This is a genomic window from Alcanivorax sp. (genome assembly GCF_051117345.1).
In the GTDB taxonomy this organism is placed as follows: Bacteria; Pseudomonadota; Gammaproteobacteria; order Pseudomonadales; family Alcanivoracaceae; genus Alcanivorax.
Map to the genome: position 1 here is coordinate 1 of NZ_JBNPEC010000181.1, position 16,831 is coordinate 16,831.

The 16,831-nt window shown below is 58.7% G+C and carries 16 protein-coding genes; 4 read left to right on the forward strand and 12 right to left on the reverse strand.

Annotated elements, in window-relative coordinates:
* Positions 1-70: 70 nt before the first annotated feature.
* Positions 71-1,879 carry a RecQ family ATP-dependent DNA helicase gene (locus ACFE0K_RS11525; RefSeq protein WP_434536204.1) on the forward strand — a complete coding sequence of 603 codons (1,809 nt, stop codon included), beginning with the start codon at positions 71-73 and terminating at the stop codon, positions 1,877-1,879.
* Between the two features lie 26 nt (positions 1,880-1,905).
* On the opposite strand, the gene ACFE0K_RS11530 is transcribed toward ACFE0K_RS11525, so the two are convergent.
* Positions 1,906-2,337, reverse strand: a complete 432-nt coding sequence (locus ACFE0K_RS11530; protein WP_035248885.1) for an MgtC/SapB family protein — start codon at positions 2,335-2,337, stop codon at positions 1,906-1,908.
* Between the two features lie 169 nt (positions 2,338-2,506).
* Between ACFE0K_RS11530 and ACFE0K_RS11535 the strand changes: the two genes are divergently transcribed.
* The 3 genes from ACFE0K_RS11535 (at position 2,507) to ACFE0K_RS11545 (ending at position 4,892) form a co-directional block, all read left to right on the forward strand.
* Entirely contained in the window at positions 2,507-2,641 is a 135-nt protein-coding gene (locus ACFE0K_RS11535) for a hypothetical protein (RefSeq protein WP_434536205.1), read from the forward strand.
* A 70-nt stretch (positions 2,642-2,711) separates the two neighbouring features.
* Entirely contained in the window at positions 2,712-3,434 is a 723-nt protein-coding gene (locus ACFE0K_RS11540; RefSeq protein ID WP_434536206.1) for a glycerophosphodiester phosphodiesterase, read from the forward strand.
* A gap of 111 nt (positions 3,435-3,545) precedes the next feature.
* Positions 3,546-4,892 carry a DEAD/DEAH box helicase gene (locus ACFE0K_RS11545; RefSeq protein ID WP_434536207.1) on the forward strand — a complete coding sequence of 449 codons (1,347 nt, stop codon included), beginning with the start codon at positions 3,546-3,548 and terminating at the stop codon, positions 4,890-4,892.
* A 177-nt stretch (positions 4,893-5,069) separates the two neighbouring features.
* Here the strand turns inward: ACFE0K_RS11545 and ACFE0K_RS11550 are convergent, their stop codons facing one another.
* The 11 genes from ACFE0K_RS11550 to ACFE0K_RS11600 form a co-directional block, all read right to left on the reverse strand.
* Positions 5,070-5,744 (reverse strand): hypothetical protein, encoded by a 675-nt coding sequence (locus ACFE0K_RS11550; protein WP_035248893.1) that lies wholly within the window; start codon positions 5,742-5,744, stop codon positions 5,070-5,072.
* A gap of 140 nt (positions 5,745-5,884) precedes the next feature.
* Complete coding sequence (locus tag ACFE0K_RS11555; RefSeq protein ID WP_434536208.1) at positions 5,885-6,418, reverse strand: activator protein; 534 nt, start codon at positions 6,416-6,418, stop codon at positions 5,885-5,887.
* A 113-nt stretch (positions 6,419-6,531) separates the two neighbouring features.
* Positions 6,532-7,437, reverse strand: coding sequence for an aspartyl/asparaginyl beta-hydroxylase domain-containing protein (locus ACFE0K_RS11560; RefSeq protein ID WP_434536209.1), 906 nt, complete (start codon positions 7,435-7,437; stop codon positions 6,532-6,534).
* 346 nt (positions 7,438-7,783) lie between these two features.
* Entirely contained in the window at positions 7,784-8,989 is a 1,206-nt protein-coding gene (gene sat / locus ACFE0K_RS11565) for a sulfate adenylyltransferase (protein ID WP_434536210.1), read from the reverse strand.
* Positions 8,990-9,296: 307 nt separating this feature from the next.
* Positions 9,297-10,475, reverse strand: coding sequence for a DUF3754 domain-containing protein (locus ACFE0K_RS11570; RefSeq protein WP_434536211.1), 1,179 nt, complete (start codon positions 10,473-10,475; stop codon positions 9,297-9,299).
* 152 nt (positions 10,476-10,627) lie between these two features.
* Entirely contained in the window at positions 10,628-11,686 is a 1,059-nt protein-coding gene (locus tag ACFE0K_RS11575) for a succinylglutamate desuccinylase/aspartoacylase family protein (protein WP_434536212.1), read from the reverse strand.
* A 116-nt stretch (positions 11,687-11,802) separates the two neighbouring features.
* Positions 11,803-12,711 (reverse strand): 30S ribosomal protein S6--L-glutamate ligase, encoded by a 909-nt coding sequence (gene rimK, locus ACFE0K_RS11580; RefSeq protein WP_434536213.1) that lies wholly within the window; start codon positions 12,709-12,711, stop codon positions 11,803-11,805.
* A complete protein-coding gene (locus ACFE0K_RS11585) occupies positions 12,708-13,145 on the reverse strand; it encodes an ATP-dependent zinc protease family protein (RefSeq protein ID WP_434536214.1) in 438 nt (145 codons plus the stop codon). Before ACFE0K_RS11585 ends, rimK begins: the two co-directional genes overlap by 4 nt.
* 11 nt (positions 13,146-13,156) lie before the next feature.
* Entirely contained in the window at positions 13,157-13,540 is a 384-nt protein-coding gene (gene gloA, locus ACFE0K_RS11590; protein WP_434536215.1) for a lactoylglutathione lyase, read from the reverse strand.
* A gap of 394 nt (positions 13,541-13,934) precedes the next feature.
* Positions 13,935-15,338, reverse strand: a complete 1,404-nt coding sequence (locus ACFE0K_RS11595) for a YncE family protein (protein ID WP_434536216.1) — start codon at positions 15,336-15,338, stop codon at positions 13,935-13,937.
* A gap of 198 nt (positions 15,339-15,536) precedes the next feature.
* Positions 15,537-16,760 carry an argininosuccinate synthase gene (locus tag ACFE0K_RS11600; RefSeq protein ID WP_434536217.1) on the reverse strand — a complete coding sequence of 408 codons (1,224 nt, stop codon included), beginning with the start codon at positions 16,758-16,760 and terminating at the stop codon, positions 15,537-15,539.
* Between the last annotated feature and the right edge of the window lie 71 nt (positions 16,761-16,831).

The following is a 16,831-nucleotide window of genomic DNA, read 5'->3' on the forward strand; positions in this document are numbered from 1 at the left end:
TTCTCAATTCCACACTGAACATGGAACAGCAGCGGGCCCTGGAAGACGCCCTGCTTAAGTCGAGCTGGACATGTTGTACATCGCCCCGGAACGGCTGATACAACCGCGCACCCTGTCACTGCTTCACCAGGCACAGATTGCCCTGTTTGCCATCGACGAAGCTCACTGCGTCTCCCAATGGGGCCATGACTTCCGCAACGATTACCTGCAACTGTCCCTGCTGCACCGGGAATTCCCCACTGTGCCGCGCATTGCCCTGACCGCCACGGCGGATCAACGCACCCGCACGGAAATTGCCGAGCGGCTGGATCTGACCCGGGCCCGTCATTTTGTCTCCAGCTTCGACCGGCCCAATATCCAGTACCGTATCGAACGCAAGGACGGTGCCCGCAACCAGCTACTGCGCCTGATTCGTGCCGAGCACGACGGCGACGCCGGCATCGTGTACTGCCTGTCGCGCAACAAGGTAGAGCGGGTAGCAGAATGGCTGTGCCAGCAGGGCGTGAAAGCCCTGCCCTACCACGCCGGCCTGCCCGCACAAACCCGGGAAACTCACCAGCAGCGCTTCCTGCGCGAAGAGGGCCTGGTGATGGTGGCCACCATTGCCTTCGGCATGGGCATCGACAAACCCGACGTGCGCTTCGTGGCTCACCTGGACCTGCCGAAAAGCATCGAATCCTACTATCAGGAAACCGGTCGCGCCGGGCGCGATGGCCAGCCTGCCACCGCCTGGATGGCCTATGGCCTGGAAGACGCCATCAAGCTCAAGCAGATGCTGGCCCAGAGCAGTGGCAACGAGCAGCACAAACGCAACGAAAACCAGCGACTGGAATCCATGCTGGGGCTTTGCGAAATCACCCAGTGTCGTCGCCAGGCGCTGTTGCACTATTTTGCCGAAACGCTGGAGAAACCCTGCGGCAACTGCGACACCTGCCTGAACCCGCCACAGACTTTCGATGCCACCGAAGCGGCGCAGAAAGCCCTGAGTTGTGTCTACCGTACCGGCCAGCGATTCGGCGCCAATCACCTGATCGATGTGCTCACCGGCAACCGTTCCGACAAAGTGGCCAGTGCCGGCCACGACCATGTGTCCACCTGGAACATCGGCAATGAATTCAGCGCCAACCAGTGGAAAAGCATTTACCGGCAACTGGTGGCCCGCGGCCTGCTGACCGTGGACATGAACGGCTTCGGCGCCCTGCAACTCACCGACCTGTGCCGCCCCTACCTGCGCGGCGAGCAGCCCCTGCACCTGCGCAAGGAACTGGCCAAGGCCAAAAAAGCCACCACACGGCGCACCCACTCCAGCATCGCCGACGCCGACCGGGCGCTGTGGGAAACTCTGCGCGCCTGCCGTAAACGGCTGGCGGACGAAGAAGGCGTGCCACCCTACGTGGTCTTCCACGACGCCACCCTGATGGACATGCTCGCTATCCGCCCGCGCAACCGCATGGAAATGGCCGCCGTCAGCGGTGTCGGCGACCGCAAGCTGGAACGCTACGGGGATGAGTTTCTGGCCATTCTCAACGGTAATGATGATGCCGCCGGTGTCGCCGAGCCCGCCGGCCCGAATAGCAACGAGATCCTTGCCCTGGCCCAGGCCAACATGAACCCCGCAGCCATTGCCCGCCAGCAGAACCTGAACGAGCAAACCGTGTACCGGGAACTAGCGAAACTGGTCACCGCGAATCAAATCAGCCTGGAACAGGCTCTGGGCATCAGCGAAACGGAAATCGGCATTATCCAGGACGCCCTGCTCAGCCAGTCCAATCTGGCCGAAGACACCTTCAGCTATCGGCAGTTGAAGGAACTGCTGGCCGACGACTGGCCCACCGGGGTGCTGCATTGTGTACGGCAGGCCATTCTCGCCACGGTGTAAGCCGTCACGTTCCCATAAGCCGGGGCTCAGTCATCCACCGGCAACCGCTTTAAAGAACGGGAAAACTGCAGGATCAGGAAATTGATCAACGATAGCACCAGGGCAATCTCATACCGGCTGTAAGCCACCGAGATGCCGATGGCGCCGGTATTCCACAGACTGGCCGCCGTGGCGGTACCACTCACATTGGCGCCATCCTTTAAAATCGCACCACCACCGATAAAGCCCATTCCCGTGATGATGCCGTACATGACGCGGGCTTCCGCATCCGAGCCCGTGTATACCTGCATACCCACCAACATATAACCACAGGCCGCCACAGAGACCAGCGGAAAGGTGCGCAGCCCCGCGCCACGGGCTCGCTGCTCCCGGTTCCAGGCCACCGGCAGCGCCAACAAAAAGGCGATGCCCAGTTGGTACAGATGGGTAACGACTTGATTCCAGTCCAGCTCTTGCATCAAGCCTCCTGCCACTCAGTCAGTGTTGTCATTGTGGCCCTGGCTACGCCAATCATTGCAATCCTTTTTGTCACACCCTGTAAGCAAAAGCTTACAGCCCAACAACAGAGCATTCAGGCCCGCCAAGCTAGTCTTAACCTTGTTTAAAAAACAAGCAATGGGGCAATTCATGGAATACGAAGAGCAACTGGATCTGGAATGGGTACCCGAGGCCGTAGAGGGTATTTTCGAAGATGCGCATGCGGATTATCCCGGCCAGTGGGAATCCTTTGACGCTGAAATGGCCAGCGCCCACGCCGCCTGAGCGTCACCGCCAACCACGCTCCCGACTTATGGCGCTTTAACCAGGCCAGCTTCCGGGAGACAATGTCCCCATGGACGTAATCTGGATCAGCCATCGCGGCCTGCACCAGCGCCATGTGGAAAACAGCCTGCACGCGTTCGAGGCCGCCGCCGAAGCCGGCTTTCACACCCTGGAAACCGACCTCCGCACTACTCGTGACGGGCTTATCGTCCTGCATCACGATCCCGCTCTGATCCGCACCGCCGGCAGTGATGCCATCATCGAAGAGATGTGTTCAGATCGTTGCCTGAGCCACCGCCTCAACGACGGCCAGTCACTGCTCACCTTCGATGACTTTGCCCGCACTTTTACCGAGCAACGCTGGGTGCTTGATATCAAACCCGAGAGCGCTGAACGCACTCTGGGCGCCCTGCGCAACTGGGCGGATCAACAACAAAAAGGCGATTGGCTCTGCCGCCAGGCACGCTTTCTACTCTGGCACCCGGAGCACACACGACGGTTACGCGAGCTGTTCCCCGCCGCCATTACCATGGCGCCCCAGAACGAATGCCGGCGGGCCGGCCTGTCTCTGTTGATGGGCCTCAGGCCGCTGGCAGCCATCCGCAACGGACGCACCTATTCCCTGCCGCCGGTATTCCACGGCCTGCCCCTGTTCCGTCGCTCGCTGGTGGATGCCTACCACCACCTTGGCGGGCGGGTACTGGCATTCCTGCCAGAAGGGCAGGAGCAACAGCGCCAGGCGCTCCGCTCCGGGGTTGATGAGGTGCTCAGCAACACACCGCCGCTAGCCTGAACACGGTTATTTCGCCACTCAGCGACGCATCCGGCAACCAGACCACCGGGCTCGTGTTCCTGTCCCGGATGGGGTAGGCTTGCCGCCCCTTCTTAAGTTAGACCCAATTTCATGCCTTTTACTTCCCTTGGACTGGGGGATGACCTGTTGGCCGCTGTTGCCGATCAGGGTTATCACACCCCGTCACCGATCCAGGCCCAGGCCATCCCCGCCGTACTCAGCGGCCGTGATGTGATGGCCGCTGCCCAGACCGGCACCGGCAAAACTGCCGGGTTTACCCTGCCCCTGCTGGAGCGCCTGCGCGCTGGCAAGGCCGCCAGCAATAACCAGGTACGCGCCCTGGTACTGACCCCCACCCGGGAGCTGGCCGCCCAGGTCGCCGAGAGCGTGGCCACCTACGGCAAGAATCTGCCGCTCACCTCCACCGTGGTATTCGGCGGTGTGAAGGTGAATCCACAGATGCAGCGCCTGCGCGGCGGTGCGGATATCCTGGTAGCGACCCCCGGGCGCCTGCTGGATCTGTATCAGCAGAATGCGGTGAAATTCGATCACCTGGAAATACTGGTGCTGGATGAAGCGGATCGCATGCTCGACATGGGCTTCATCCATGACATCCGCAAGATTCTCTCCAAGCTGCCGCCAAAACGGCAGAACCTGATGTTCTCGGCCACGTTCTCTCCGGAGATCCGCGCCCTGGCCAAGGGCCTGGTGAACGATCCGGTGGAAATCGATGTGAGCCCGCGCAACACCACCACCGAGCTGGTCACCCAGTGGATCGCCCCGGTGGACAAACAGCGCAAGGCGGCCCTGCTCACCCACCTGATCCAGGACAACAACTGGTTCCAGGTGCTGGTCTTCAGCCGCACCAAGCACGGCGCCAACAAACTGGCCAAGCAGCTGGAGAGCAACGGCATTGAAGCCGCCGCGATCCACGGCAACAAGAGCCAGAACGCCCGTACCCGTGCCCTGGCTGACTTCAAGAACGGCAAGATCCGCGCGCTGGTCGCCACCGACATCGCCGCCCGGGGTCTGGATATCGAGCAGTTGCCACAAGTGGTAAACGTGGATCTGCCCAATGTGCCGGAAGATTACGTGCACCGCATCGGTCGCACCGGCCGTGCCGGCGCCACCGGCCAGGCCATTTCCCTGGTCAGTGCCGATGAAGCCCAGCAGCTGAAAGATATTGAGCGGCTTACCCAGCAACAGCTGGAGCGCAAGATTGTCGCAGGCTTCGAGCCTGGCGAACCGCTACCCGCAGGCGGTGCGCTACAGCCACCGAAGCGCAAACGCCCGAAGAAAGCCAAACCCGGTGGTGGCGGCAGCAATGCTCAAGGCCAGAATCGTGGCGGTCAGAACAACCGCCAGGCGCGCCCCGAAAATGGCAGCAATCGCCCGGCAAACAGCCAGCGACGCCGGCGCCCGGCCGGAAACCGCCGGCCACAGGCCCAGCAGTCCTGAACGAAAAAAGGCGCCAATCGGCGCCTTTTCTTTAGCTTCTAGCTTCTAGCTTCTAGCTTCTAGCTTCTAGCTTCTAGCTTCTAGCTTGCAGAATGGTGCCCCGCTCCAAACGCAGCACAACCCCGACAGCATCGGTTTTCCTTGCAGCTCGTAGCTAGAAGCTCGCAGCTGATTGATTTATCTCTGCCGCAGCAGGCCCTGATAGTGGGCCATATATCCTTTCAGCTCGTCATTGCTCAGATCCTTGAGCACCTTGTTGTTCACCGCGTGCACAGCCTTGCGGCTACCATCAATCCCCACATTCAGGGCTTTCTGGGTCACAAAGCCGATTTTCACTTCCTTGGTGTTGGCGACAAAGACTTCATCGATAATCTTGTCCGACATGGCGCTCATCACCCGGGTAACCAAAGCCACATCCTCGGTGCCCTTGCCCGCCGCACACAGCTCGGTGGCCTTGCGGAAATCAGCAGCGAAGCTGTCTTCCACCGGGAAAGCGATACTGGCGTGATTATCGTTGTCGTCGCCAGCCTGCCAGTACATGGCCTTCACGTTCTTCACCACCGGGGCGAATTCCGCGTTGGACACCTTCTTGAAAATCTGGCGTGTGAGCATGCTGGATGCCTTACCGGCGGTGGACACGGCAAAGTCGATCACTTTTTTCTGGCCACCGGACAACTCGGTCATGTTGGCCGGCTCCACCAGAAACAGGCTGAGAATCCTGTCGGTGAGATGATCCACCATGTGAATGAACTTCTCGGCACTGTCTTTACGATCATGCTCGACGGCATGAAGGAAGTCTTCGGTGCTGTTCACCAGCGCCGGGTTAGCGGGAATCGCCACCACGTTCTGCATTGTTATGTCCTTGCCTTGCAAACAGTTGCTGTCACTGAAAAAACTCATGATAGCGGGGCGTTGGCCCGAGGGGAAACGCCGATCGGGCCGGAATAACAAAGCCTATACGCAAGGAGTTATTCAGAGGCTCCCAAGCGACGTCAGCTGCTGTGTGTGACACCAGTCTCGCCAACCGCTTCTGGCGCGCCAACGGGCTGACCCGTACGGCGGATATCCACCTGCGGCGAGGTAACCATGGTGCCATCCATGGCACAGTCCGGGCCCAGCGTGACCGCGTCAAACGTGGCCGAGCCATCCGCGTTTCCCCACACCAGTGATACCGGCCCAGGACCACAGACACCGCCCAACAGCGGCACCCTGATCTTGACCTGCATATCGTCCACCGTGAGTCGCCCCGGAGTATTGACCTGTCCCTGCCAGGGTAGCTCCAGCGCCTTGATGCTTTTGCACAATGGATTCATGCCACCGAAGATGACCTCGGTAACCTGGATGGCCCCCTGCTCACTGACCTGGCCGTTAAACGTGGTGTGACAACTGACCGGGATAGCACCTTTCTTCATGGCCAGTTTGCCGCTGGCAGAGAACGCCCCCGCCGGCGCCACCTTCACGTCGGCGCCGGCCACCCCGGCACAAGCCCAGGCCATAACGGCCCCGGCAATGATGTTCCTTATCATTATTGTTATTCCCTACCGATGTGTTCACGGGCATGTTGGCATGATGGCGCGATGCGCCCCAAGCCAGCCGGACGCAAAACCACGACCGCTCGGCGGTTTTTCTTTAGGTCGGGCTACACCAGCTGGTAACCGATACTCCCCAGCACCGCCAGCACCACAGCCCACTTGGCTGTCACGTAGAAGGTCTTGTTCTTCCGCTTAACCGATTTCAGGAAGCCCTTGTAGGCAATCACCCCTTTGCCCAGCTTGTTACCCACCCCGGTGTGGCTGCTGTCCAGATTATCGATGAAAAACAAGCGGTTGAAGAACCAGCCGAAGTACCAGTACACCTTCTCCACCCACTTCCATTTCATGGGCCGATCCACGTCGGTCATCAGAATAATCCGTGGCGTCTCGGTGCGGTTCCACGCGGAGTGGATGTAGGTTTCATCAAAAATGATGCTGTCGCCATCACGCCAGATGTAGTCATCCTCGTTCACGGTCAGGCCACAGCCTTCATCATTAGGCGTGCTCAGGCCCATGGAATAACGCAGGGTGTACGCAAACGGGTCATGGTGACGATTGAGCTTCTTGCCCGGCATCAGTACCGCAAACAGGGCGATGTTCATGGACGGCAGCTGATCCAGCAGGGCCATGGTTTTCGGCGCCAGATCGTAGGCAGAGGGCAACTTGTTGTCGTACACCTTCAGGTAAAAACTGGTCCAGCGACCATCCTTGTAGAAACTACTGGCGGGCAAATCATCCTTGGCGGCGATATTGCCTCCTTCATAAAGGGCCAGAGCCTCATCACGGATGATTTCCCAGTTGTCCTCGATCAGCTGCAGCTCGGGGAAATGACCCAGGCCGATGCGCGACGTGGTAGGCACCTTCGACAGCAGGTAGGCCGGGATATTGAACGGCACCATGAACGTGGAAAAATCCGACAGCTGCCGCTTGAGCCCGAGCGGCTTACGATTGCGCGCCCGGATAAACACAATGCAGCCCACATAGAGCAGCACACAGACCACAATAACGGCCATAACCTGTACCTTTATTCTGCCAACGGGGCTTTAACTGCCCACGAAACGGGCTACCCGGAAAATGAATGGGCGGAATTTTACCTCAATTCAGCCGGTAAAACCGAAGGCCCATCGGTAATTTGCTGCCGCTGCTCGGTACCTCCGGCCCTTTTTGAGAGGGTCAGGGAGTTATTCAGAGGCTCCTTAGAATCGGGCAGCACCTCCTCTAACCAGGAAAACCCACCTGCAGGCGCACCTTGAACAGGGACGGCGAGCCATAGGGGACAGGCACAGACCTGAAACGAAAAAAAGCCTCTAAAAAGAGGCTTTTTCGATGCACATTGAGCACAGAAACGCTGAGGAAAGATTACTTGCCAGCGTCCAGCGTCTGGTAATAATCCATCAGAATCTGTGCCACTTCCGGGCGGGAGAATTCCTGCGGGGGCGCAATGCCCTGACCCAGCATCTCGCGCACCTTGGTACCTGACAGCAGAACAAAGTCGTCCTTGGTGTGATCAGGCACGTCACGCATCATCACCACGCGACCGAGCTTCTTCGAATAGGCAGTGTGGTCGGCCTCGAAGATTTTAATTTCCAGCGCGTCAGCAGGCACTTTCTCCTGGAAGATGGTTTGTGCGTCGAAGGCGCCGTAATAATCACCGACACCGGCATGGTCACGGCCAACAATCAAATGGCTACAACCGCAGTTCTGGCGGAATACCGCATGCAGGACAGCTTCACGCGGACCCGCGTACAACATGTCAAAACCGTAACCGGTAATCATCACGGTGTTGGGCGGGAAATACACTTCCACCATTTTGCGAATGGAGGCATCGCGCACATCGGCCGGAATATCACCCGCTTTCAATTTGCCCAGCAGCATATGAATCAGGATACCGTCAGCGTTCAACGCTTCCTGGGCCATGCGGCACAGTTCTTCATGGGCGCGGTGCATCGGGTTACGGGTCTGGAAGGCGACCACATTGCTCCAGCCACGCTCAACAAACTCATTGCGAATGGAAACTGCGGTGCGGAAGGTATCCGGGAAGTCGTCGGCGAAGTAGGAATAGTTCAACACCTGGATATCGCCGGAAACGATAAAGTTACCGGCAGCAAGGAAGTTGGCCACACCCGGGTGCTGTTTGTCGTTGGTGGCAAATACCTGCTCGGCCACTGCTTCCAGTTCGGCGTCAGAAGCTTCTTCGATGGCCGCGACATCCATCACCGCGATCACCGGCTGGCCGTCCACATTGGGGTCACGCAGGGCAATGCGCTTGGCACCTTCAATAGCGCTGACATCCTTCAGCATATTGACGATCGGTACCGGCCAGAACAGACCATCGGCAGTGGTCAGGTTCTCGGCCACTGACAGCATATCCGCCTTATTCATGTAGCCAGTCAGCGGGGTGAAATAACCGGCACCCATCATCACCGCATTGGCGGCAGCTGCCGAACTGATCACCACCGAGGGCAGAGACTCCGCTTCATGCTGCAAGGCAACGCGCTCGGCTTCATCGGCGACGTACAGGGGGTTCAATGCGTCCGCACCATGCGGCTTGACCAAAGAGACCATCAATTTACTCCATATGCTCAATCAACGAGGTATGCATGCGCGGCGCAGTATACCAGAGGATCGGCACCAGGTCGGCCTCGCAATGGAAGCAATAGATGGCACACCTGGGCATAAGCATAAAAATCCATATTGTTAGTAATCACTCACCCGTTAAGGCTTTGACTGTCTACGGTTGCACCGTTCTTACCCGGCTTGCCACCCCGTATGAAAGCTGTCCAGATTGTCGATAAAAAACAGACGATTGAAGAACCACCCGGGCTAGCTGCTAAACCTTCTGGGCGCCCTTTCCTTTCACGGAGCGGAACCGTCAGGCCAACACCGCCAACGCCTGTTCCAGCGGGCAAGCCTGCCAGCCATTGCCGTTATCGCGCCGAGCCAACCCTAATCGTTCCAGCTTGGCCAGCGCATCGCTGATTTCGAAGTCCAGCCGATACTGCCAACGCTGCGAAAACCAGCGCTCGATCTGCTCATCCAGCGTTTTCGCAGACAGTGGCTCACCCGCCGCCAGCAGAAAATAATAAGCCAGCAGGGTTTCCTTGCACTCCTCTTCCTCGGCCTCGTCCACCAATTGAAAGATCACGCTGGCGTTATTCGCCACATTCTTGAAGTAGAGATTCCGGGTAAGCGCCTGCACAAACGTCAGCTTGCGAGTGCGAAAGTTCTTCACCTGCTTCCAGATAAATCCGGCCAGGGTTCCCAGGCCTGCCAACAGCGCCAGTAGTGCGGCCTTATCCAGCGTCACCGGCTGGGCATGCATACCCAACCAGAAACCCAGCAACGAGCCGACCAGCAACAGGGTGGCTCCCAGTTTGGTGGTCAGCATAACGCCACCGCCCACCAGCGCCGGCACACCGATCAGCAGCTTGTCGATGGTTCGCATGCGCACCTGGGTTTCCGGGAACAGCATCTCGATATCCGCCTTGGGCACATTCTCGAACAGCTTGAGGTAGACACGCTCGCCCTCCTCTCCCTCTTCCGGCGGGACCTTCAGGTAAAGAGCCACATTGTCATAATGGGTAAAGGTAACTGGCTTGCGGTAAAGCCCCCACAACAGCTTGAGGGTTTCCGTGCGCTGACTCTGCCCCCGGCTGTAAAGCAGCACTTCCTTAAACCGGGAAAAATCCACCTGCAAGCGCACCTTGAACAATGACGCCTCTTGCAGCGCCGCCGCCAGATCTGCCTCGGTCACCGGCTCGTAGTTGGCCTGTTCCAGCAGCTCGCCCAGCTGCAGCTTCAGATCGTCAGGGCTCTCCGACAGAAGACCACTCTTCATTAGCCGCGCCTGGGGATTCACTGCCAGATACGATTCCTTGAGGGCCTCCTGGCGAGCATGAAAATGCAGATGCAATTTTCTCTGCAATTGCTCTGCCATGGCCTGAAACTGGTCCGCCTGTCCTTCCGTCAGGCGCGCTTCTGCCAGGCACATGGCCACAATGTCCCGCCGACGATACGGGATATAACGCAATCGGGTTTCGACAGTTCTCACGGCAATCACTCTTTCCCTGCAATCAGAGTGATTGTGCCACGAGGCAGGGGCCAGACGAACTGGAGAGTTTTGGGGAGGCTCCCCCGCTAATGAGCCAATCCACAGAATTGGCTTATTAGCGGGAAAGGTGCATCAGCAGAACGACTGAGGCACTACACAATCGGCGGCTCACCCGACAGGGTCGGACCCTCTTCGATATCGTTAGTGAACACCTCCAGCGACTGTGCCACTTCGCTGACTTCCTCGAAGCGGGCGATGTGATAGAGGGCTTCGCCCTCGTTCACCAGTGGCATATTGTTGCGCCCCACCAGGATGCCGGCGGCCGGAGAGTGAATGTTGACGTCATCGCCACCGAAGGGACTGGAGATACGGCCGATCAGATCATCTTTCTTGATCCAGGCACCCAATGCCACCAGCGGCAGGAAAACCCCATCGCGCTCGGCACGCACCCAGCTTGAGGAGCGGGCGATATAGGGTTCGCTGGGCATCTTGGCGCGCCGGGCGCCAGTCATGCCCAGGTGCTGAAGGATGTTGAGCACACCTTTGACGCCGGCGCGGATGCAGGACTCGTCGAAACGCAGGGCCTCGCCGGCCTCGTAGGTAATCACCGGGATGCCTTGGGCTTCAGCCACTTCCCGCAAGGTGCCCTCGCCAAGGACCGAGTTGATCACCACCGGCACGCCAAAGGCGTTCGCCATGGCGGCAGTGCCCTCGTTGGACAGATCAGCACGAATCTGTGGCAGGTTGGCTCGGTGGACGGCACCGGTATGCAGGTCCACCGCGTGAGTAGCCCGATCCAGCACCTGGCTTTTGAACTGCCAGGCCATACGCGCCCCCAGGCTGCCGGTTTCGGAGCCGGGGAAACAACGGTTCAGGTCACGGCGGTCCGGCAAATAGCGGGTCTTGTGAATGAAACCGAATACGTTGACCACCGGCACCGCCAGCAGCGTGCCGCTGAGGCTTTTCAGGGCGGAATGGCGCAACAGGCGGCGGATGATTTCCACCCCGTTGAGTTCGTCGCCGTGGATCGCCGCACTGACCATCAGCACCGGCCCGGGCTTGCGCCCGTGGATCACATGGATGGGAACGTTCAGGGGCGTCTGGGTATAAAGCTGCGCCAACGGCAGCTCCACCTTGGCACGGGTGCCAGGCTTGACGCTGACGCCGTCGAGTTCAAAGGGTGTGTTCTTCGGTTCTTTTGTGTTTTTCATTCTTCACCCGAGCCAATACCAGCGCACCGCCCTTGGTGGTCCCGACAACAGGCCGGGAAACCAACAAGGTTGCGAGGTTTTCGCTATTAACTATTCACTGTTAACTATTAACTGCCTTACCCCTTTGAGCCTTTTGTCTGGGTCCGGTAAGGGCGCGCATCCTTTTCGATGAACTGGATGACCATACCCGCCACATCTTTGCTAGTGGCGCTTTCGATACCTTCCAGCCCCGGCGAGGAGTTCACCTCCATGACCACCGGCCCGTGGTGGGAGCGCAGGATATCCACACCCGCCACGTTCAGGCCCATAATACGGGCCGCGCGTACGGCAGTGGCGCGCTCTTCCGGGGTAATGCGAATCAGGCTGGCGCTGCCACCACGATGCAGATTGGAACGGAACTCGCCAGGCGCAGCCTGACGCTTCATGGCCGCGATGACTTTGCCACCCACCACGAAACAGCGGATGTCGGCACCGCCAGCTTCCTTGATGTATTCCTGCACCATCACCGATACGTTCAGGCCCATAAAAGCTTCAATGACCGACTCGGCAGCCTTGCGGGTTTCCGCCAGCACCACACCAATACCCTGGGTGCCTTCCAGCATCTTGATCACCAGCGGCGCACCGCGAACCATGTTGATCAAGTCGGGAATATCATCCGGGGAGTGCGCAAAACCGGTGATCGGCAGGCCCACGCCCTTGCGAGACAGCAGCTGCAAGGAGCGTAGCTTGTCCCGTGAGCGAGAGATGGCCACGGATTCATTGACCGGAAACACGCCCATCATTTCGAACTGACGTAATACGGCCGTGCCGTACTGGGTGATGGAGGCACCGATCCGCGGAATCACCGCATCAAAGCCCTCCAGCAGCTCACCCTTGAAGTGAATTTCCGGCTTGTGGGACACCATGCTCATATAGCAACGCAGGGTATCAATCACATGCATTTCATGGCCGGCCGCCTCGCCCGCTTCCACCAATCGGCGGGTGGAGTACAGTCGTTTGTTTCTCGAAAGAATCGCAATTTTCATGGTTGCTCTTTGTTTCCACCTAATAGAAAAGATGCCGTGGGGTCGACAACAATCTCGCCCATGGCGGTGCGGCCCAGCAGCATACGGAATATCATGTTTTCGCGGTCGGTCAGGGTGATTTCGATGGGCCAGCGGCGACCACCGAGCTCGATGTCCGTGCGGATCACCGGGCGCTCTTCCTTGTGGCCACCGGAGTCGGTAACCACGCGACGATCAAGCACCGGCGCCTCACAATGGCGAACCAGATCCTGCCCTTGAATCGGATGGATGGAAAAGCGCACCCATTCCTGGTTGTCGCGCTGAAAGCTTTCCACCTGAAAGGCATGCAGCGCCGAGGTCCGCGCCCCGGTGTCCACCTTGACCTTGATCGCTTCAATGTCCAGTTCGGGTAAGGTTGCCCATTCCCGCCAGCCGACGGTGACCTTGCTTGTCATTGGAGAACCCCTCAGTCCCTTTCCAGCAATTCGATCTTGTAGCCATCCGGATCTTCTGCAAACGCCAGGACGGTACTGCCGTGTTTCATGGGGCCGGGTTCGCGGGTGATGCGCCCGCCCCGTTCGCGAATACGTTCACAAGCAGCGTACACGTCGTCCACTGCCAGGGCCACATGGCCGTAGCCATCCCCCAGGTCATAGCGGGTCTGATCCCAGTTCCAGGTCAGCTCCAGTACCGCTCCTTCTGATTCCGGCTGGTAACCGACAAAGGCATTGGTAAAGCGGCCTTCCGGGTACTCCTTGCGGCGCAGTTCCTTCATGCCGAGCACCTCGGTATAAAAGGCCACGGACCGCTCCAGATTGCCCACGCGCAGCATGGTATGCAGGATTCGCATGTCTGGTTCGCTCCTGATATCAGCAATATTCAGCGGGCATAGGAGCCCTGACTCTTTACAGGGCGAATAGTGGTGGTAGAGGGCAGGATTGACAATGAAAAAGTGGGGTTTGAAGGGAAAGGCGATGTAAAACATTGAGGCAGCCGCCCTTCACGGCAGACACGCCGGGGGATATCCCGGCATCAGGTGCAAGCGAGTGACGAGGTGCGAGTTTCGAAGTGCATAAACCAAAACCTGAAAAGCGGTATTTACCACAGAGGGCACAGAGATCACTGAGGGAAAACCGGTTTTTCTCTGTGTGCTCTGTGCCCTCTGTGGTGAAAATGCTTTTGATTCTGGTCTTTTATCGCGCCGCCAGCGACACTCCTGCGGGCAGCGCGTTATGCATCGTGGTTCAGGGCAGGAACAGGCTGCCCTGCGCGTCTACCCATTCCTCCGGCACACTCCCTTCGCGGATACGCTGGGGGTGATCGCCCACATCCACACGGGCCACTTCCTGGCCGGTCTGGTAATTGAATACGGACATCTGGTCGGTACCGCTCCAGGATACATAGCAGTGGTTGCCGTCGGCACTGGTGGTCACCCAGTAGGGCTTTTCGCCGATACCGGTTTTCAGCTGGTGGGAGAAATCCTCGCGATCCACCAACGCCACGTAATCGCTCATGGTGCCAGCCACACACAAGGTGGAATCGTCCGCACTCATGGCAATGCCGTGGTGAGCGGAATCATTGACGTAGAATTCCCGTGGCAGTCCGTTGGTCAAATCCGGCAACTCGGCCAGGCGCAGGACTTTTTCTTCCTGCATGTCGTATTCAATAAACCCGTGCAGGAACGACAGCTGAAAGTAGAAATAGCGCTCGTCGGCAGTGTGCGCCATAGGCCGCACCGCCGTACTGAGATTGTCGTAACCGGCCTCTGCCAGATCCGCTTCCAGATCCAGCTGCTTGATGATTTCCAGGCTGTTGGCGTCCACCACCTGGAACACCCGCTCGCCCTTGGTGGCATCCAGCAGGTTCTGCCCCAGCAGGCCATCGGTGAGATCACCGATCAGTTGATTATCCAGCGGCGTGTACACGGTGCCGATACTGGCGTGGTAGATACGCTCACCGTCCTCGGAATAGATATTCTCGTGGGGAGAATCCCCGGACGGGAAGCGGCCGAGTTCCTCGCCGGTTTCCACATCGAGAATGTGCACCACATTGCCGGTGGAAGCGGATACCGCTACCTGGGTGCCATCCGGCGACAGGGCCATATGGTCCGAGCGATACCCCTCCACCAGGAATTGCCAGGCGATCTCGCCGCTGGCCACGTCGATGGCCACCACATCCGCATAGCTGGGCCGGGAAACGATCAGCAGACGACCGTCCGGCGAACTGTACATATCGTCCACATACTGATGATTCCCCTCGCCGATCAGTACGCGAATACCCTGGAAAAACAACAGATCCAGCGGATTGAGGGCAATTTCCTTCTCTCTTGCCGTCTGATCCGGGATGCCGCTAATACGGCCAAGGCGCTGATAGGTCTGGGCATCGATGACATCAATTACGCCTTCCCAGTTGTTGCCCACGAAGATCACCGACCGCGGGCCATCCTCAGTCTCTTCCGGCACCTCCTCGGCCACCTCATCCGGGGTGTCCTCCTGTGGTGGCGCCTCACGCTGGGCCTCATCGACATCGGTAGCAGCAGGCGTTGCGGAATCACTGCCCCCGCCGCCACAGCCACCCAGTAGCGACGCGGTCAGCAGAGTCAGTATCCCCAAGTGAACAATGGAAAAGCGGTTTTGCCCGATAATCATGGCAAGGTCCTCGATCAGCCTGTTGTTGTAAGTATGTTGCTACACTCAGGCTAATTGAGACTACCGTGCAAATTAAATGCATTTTCCTTGTCGTTATGTAACCGCAAAGACCGAACACCGTGCACAAAAAAACCGCCGCAGCCTCTCGGCTACGGCGGTTTTCCGTGTTGCATGCAGCATGAAGCGTGCCGCGTATCTTTAACTCAGCTTGCGGCCGTTCTTGGCAGCAATACGCAGACGCAGGGCGTTCAGCTTGATAAAGCCTTCCGCGTCTTTCTGGTCGTAAGCACCGGCATCGTCTTCGAACGTGGCGATAGAGGCATCGAACAGGCTGTCATTGTCAGAGCGACGACCGACCACAATGGCGTTGCCCTTGTACAACTTCATGCGCACTTCGCCATTAACGTGCTCCTGGGTCGCATCGATCAGCTTCTGCAGGGCCAGACGCTCCGGGCTCCACCAGTAGCCGTTGTAGAGCAGCTCGGCGTACTTGGGCATCACCGAGTCTTTCAGGTGGGCGGACTCGCGATCCAGAGTCAGGGACTCGATGGCGCGGTGGGCCGGCATCATGATGGTGCCGCCCGGGGTTTCGTAACAGCCACGGGACTTCATGCCCACATAGCGGTTCTCGACGATGTCGAGACGGCCGATGCCGTTGTCGCCACCCAGCTTGTTGAGCTTGGCCAGCACGTCGGCGGGGCTCAGGCTCTCGCCGTCGATGGCCACAATATCACCCTTCTCGTAGGTCAGAGTGATATAGGTGGGCTGGTCCGGGGCCGCTTCCGGGCTCACGCTCCAGCGCCACATGTCTTCTTCCGCTTCCCACCAGGGATCTTCCAGGTTGCCGCCCTCGTAGGAGATGTGCAGCAGGTTGGCGTCCATGGAGTACGGGGATTTCTTTTTCTTGGTGGAGAAATCCACCGGGATATTGCGCTCTTCACAATACGCCATCAGCTTCTCGCGGGAGTTCAAATCCCACTCCCGCCAGGGAGCAATCACCTGAATGCCCGGGGCCAGGGCATAGGCGCCCAGCTCGAAACGCACCTGATCGTTGCCCTTGCCGGTGGCGCCGTGAGAAATGGCATCAGCACCGGTTTCTTCGGCAATTTCCACCAAACGCTTGGCAATCAGTGGACGGGCAATGGAGGTGCCCAGCAGATACTCACCTTCATAGATGGTATTGGCGCGGAACATGGGGAATACGTAGTCGCGCACGAATTCTTCGCGCAGGTCTTCAATGTAGATTTCCTTCACGCCCATGGCTTCAGCCTTGGCGCGGGCCGGCTCCACTTCTTCACCCTGACCGATATCGGCGGTAAAGGTCACCACCTCACAGTCATAGGTATCCTGCAGCCATTTGACGATAACCGAGGTATCCAGGCCGCCGGAATAGGCCAGTACCACCTTGTTGATCTTGGACATTGAAAGACTCCGCATGTGAGAGGCCCCGGATCAGGCGCCCCCCGGTGAATCGAGGCCGCGTATTGTACCCG

Bases quoted from the DNA above. Each gene is read 5' to 3' on its own strand.
- ACFE0K_RS11555 (WP_434536208.1), bottom strand. From the start codon at position 6,418: ATGATAAGGAACATCATTGCCGGGGCCGTTATGGCCTGGGCTTGTGCC.
- ACFE0K_RS11550 (WP_035248893.1), bottom strand. From the start codon at position 5,744: ATGCAGAACGTGGTGGCGATTCCCGCTAACCCGGCGCTGGTGAACAGC.
- rimK (WP_434536213.1), bottom strand. From the start codon at position 12,711: ATGAAAATTGCGATTCTTTCGAGAAACAAACGACTGTACTCCACCCGC.
- sat (WP_434536210.1), bottom strand. From the start codon at position 8,989: ATGGTCTCTTTGGTCAAGCCGCATGGTGCGGACGCATTGAACCCCCTG.
- ACFE0K_RS11600 (WP_434536217.1), bottom strand. From the start codon at position 16,760: ATGTCCAAGATCAACAAGGTGGTACTGGCCTATTCCGGCGGCCTGGAT.
- ACFE0K_RS11575 (WP_434536212.1), bottom strand. From the start codon at position 11,686: ATGAAAAACACAAAAGAACCGAAGAACACACCCTTTGAACTCGACGGC.
- ACFE0K_RS11525 (WP_434536204.1), top strand. From the start codon at position 71: ATGTTGTACATCGCCCCGGAACGGCTGATACAACCGCGCACCCTGTCA.
- ACFE0K_RS11535 (WP_434536205.1), top strand. From the start codon at position 2,507: ATGGAATACGAAGAGCAACTGGATCTGGAATGGGTACCCGAGGCCGTA.
- ACFE0K_RS11530 (WP_035248885.1), bottom strand. From the start codon at position 2,337: ATGCAAGAGCTGGACTGGAATCAAGTCGTTACCCATCTGTACCAACTG.
- ACFE0K_RS11560 (WP_434536209.1), bottom strand. From the start codon at position 7,437: ATGGCCGTTATTGTGGTCTGTGTGCTGCTCTATGTGGGCTGCATTGTG.
- ACFE0K_RS11545 (WP_434536207.1), top strand. From the start codon at position 3,546: ATGCCTTTTACTTCCCTTGGACTGGGGGATGACCTGTTGGCCGCTGTT.
- ACFE0K_RS11540 (WP_434536206.1), top strand. From the start codon at position 2,712: ATGGACGTAATCTGGATCAGCCATCGCGGCCTGCACCAGCGCCATGTG.
- ACFE0K_RS11595 (WP_434536216.1), bottom strand. From the start codon at position 15,338: ATGATTATCGGGCAAAACCGCTTTTCCATTGTTCACTTGGGGATACTG.
- gloA (WP_434536215.1), bottom strand. From the start codon at position 13,540: ATGCGAATCCTGCATACCATGCTGCGCGTGGGCAATCTGGAGCGGTCC.
- ACFE0K_RS11585 (WP_434536214.1), bottom strand. From the start codon at position 13,145: ATGACAAGCAAGGTCACCGTCGGCTGGCGGGAATGGGCAACCTTACCC.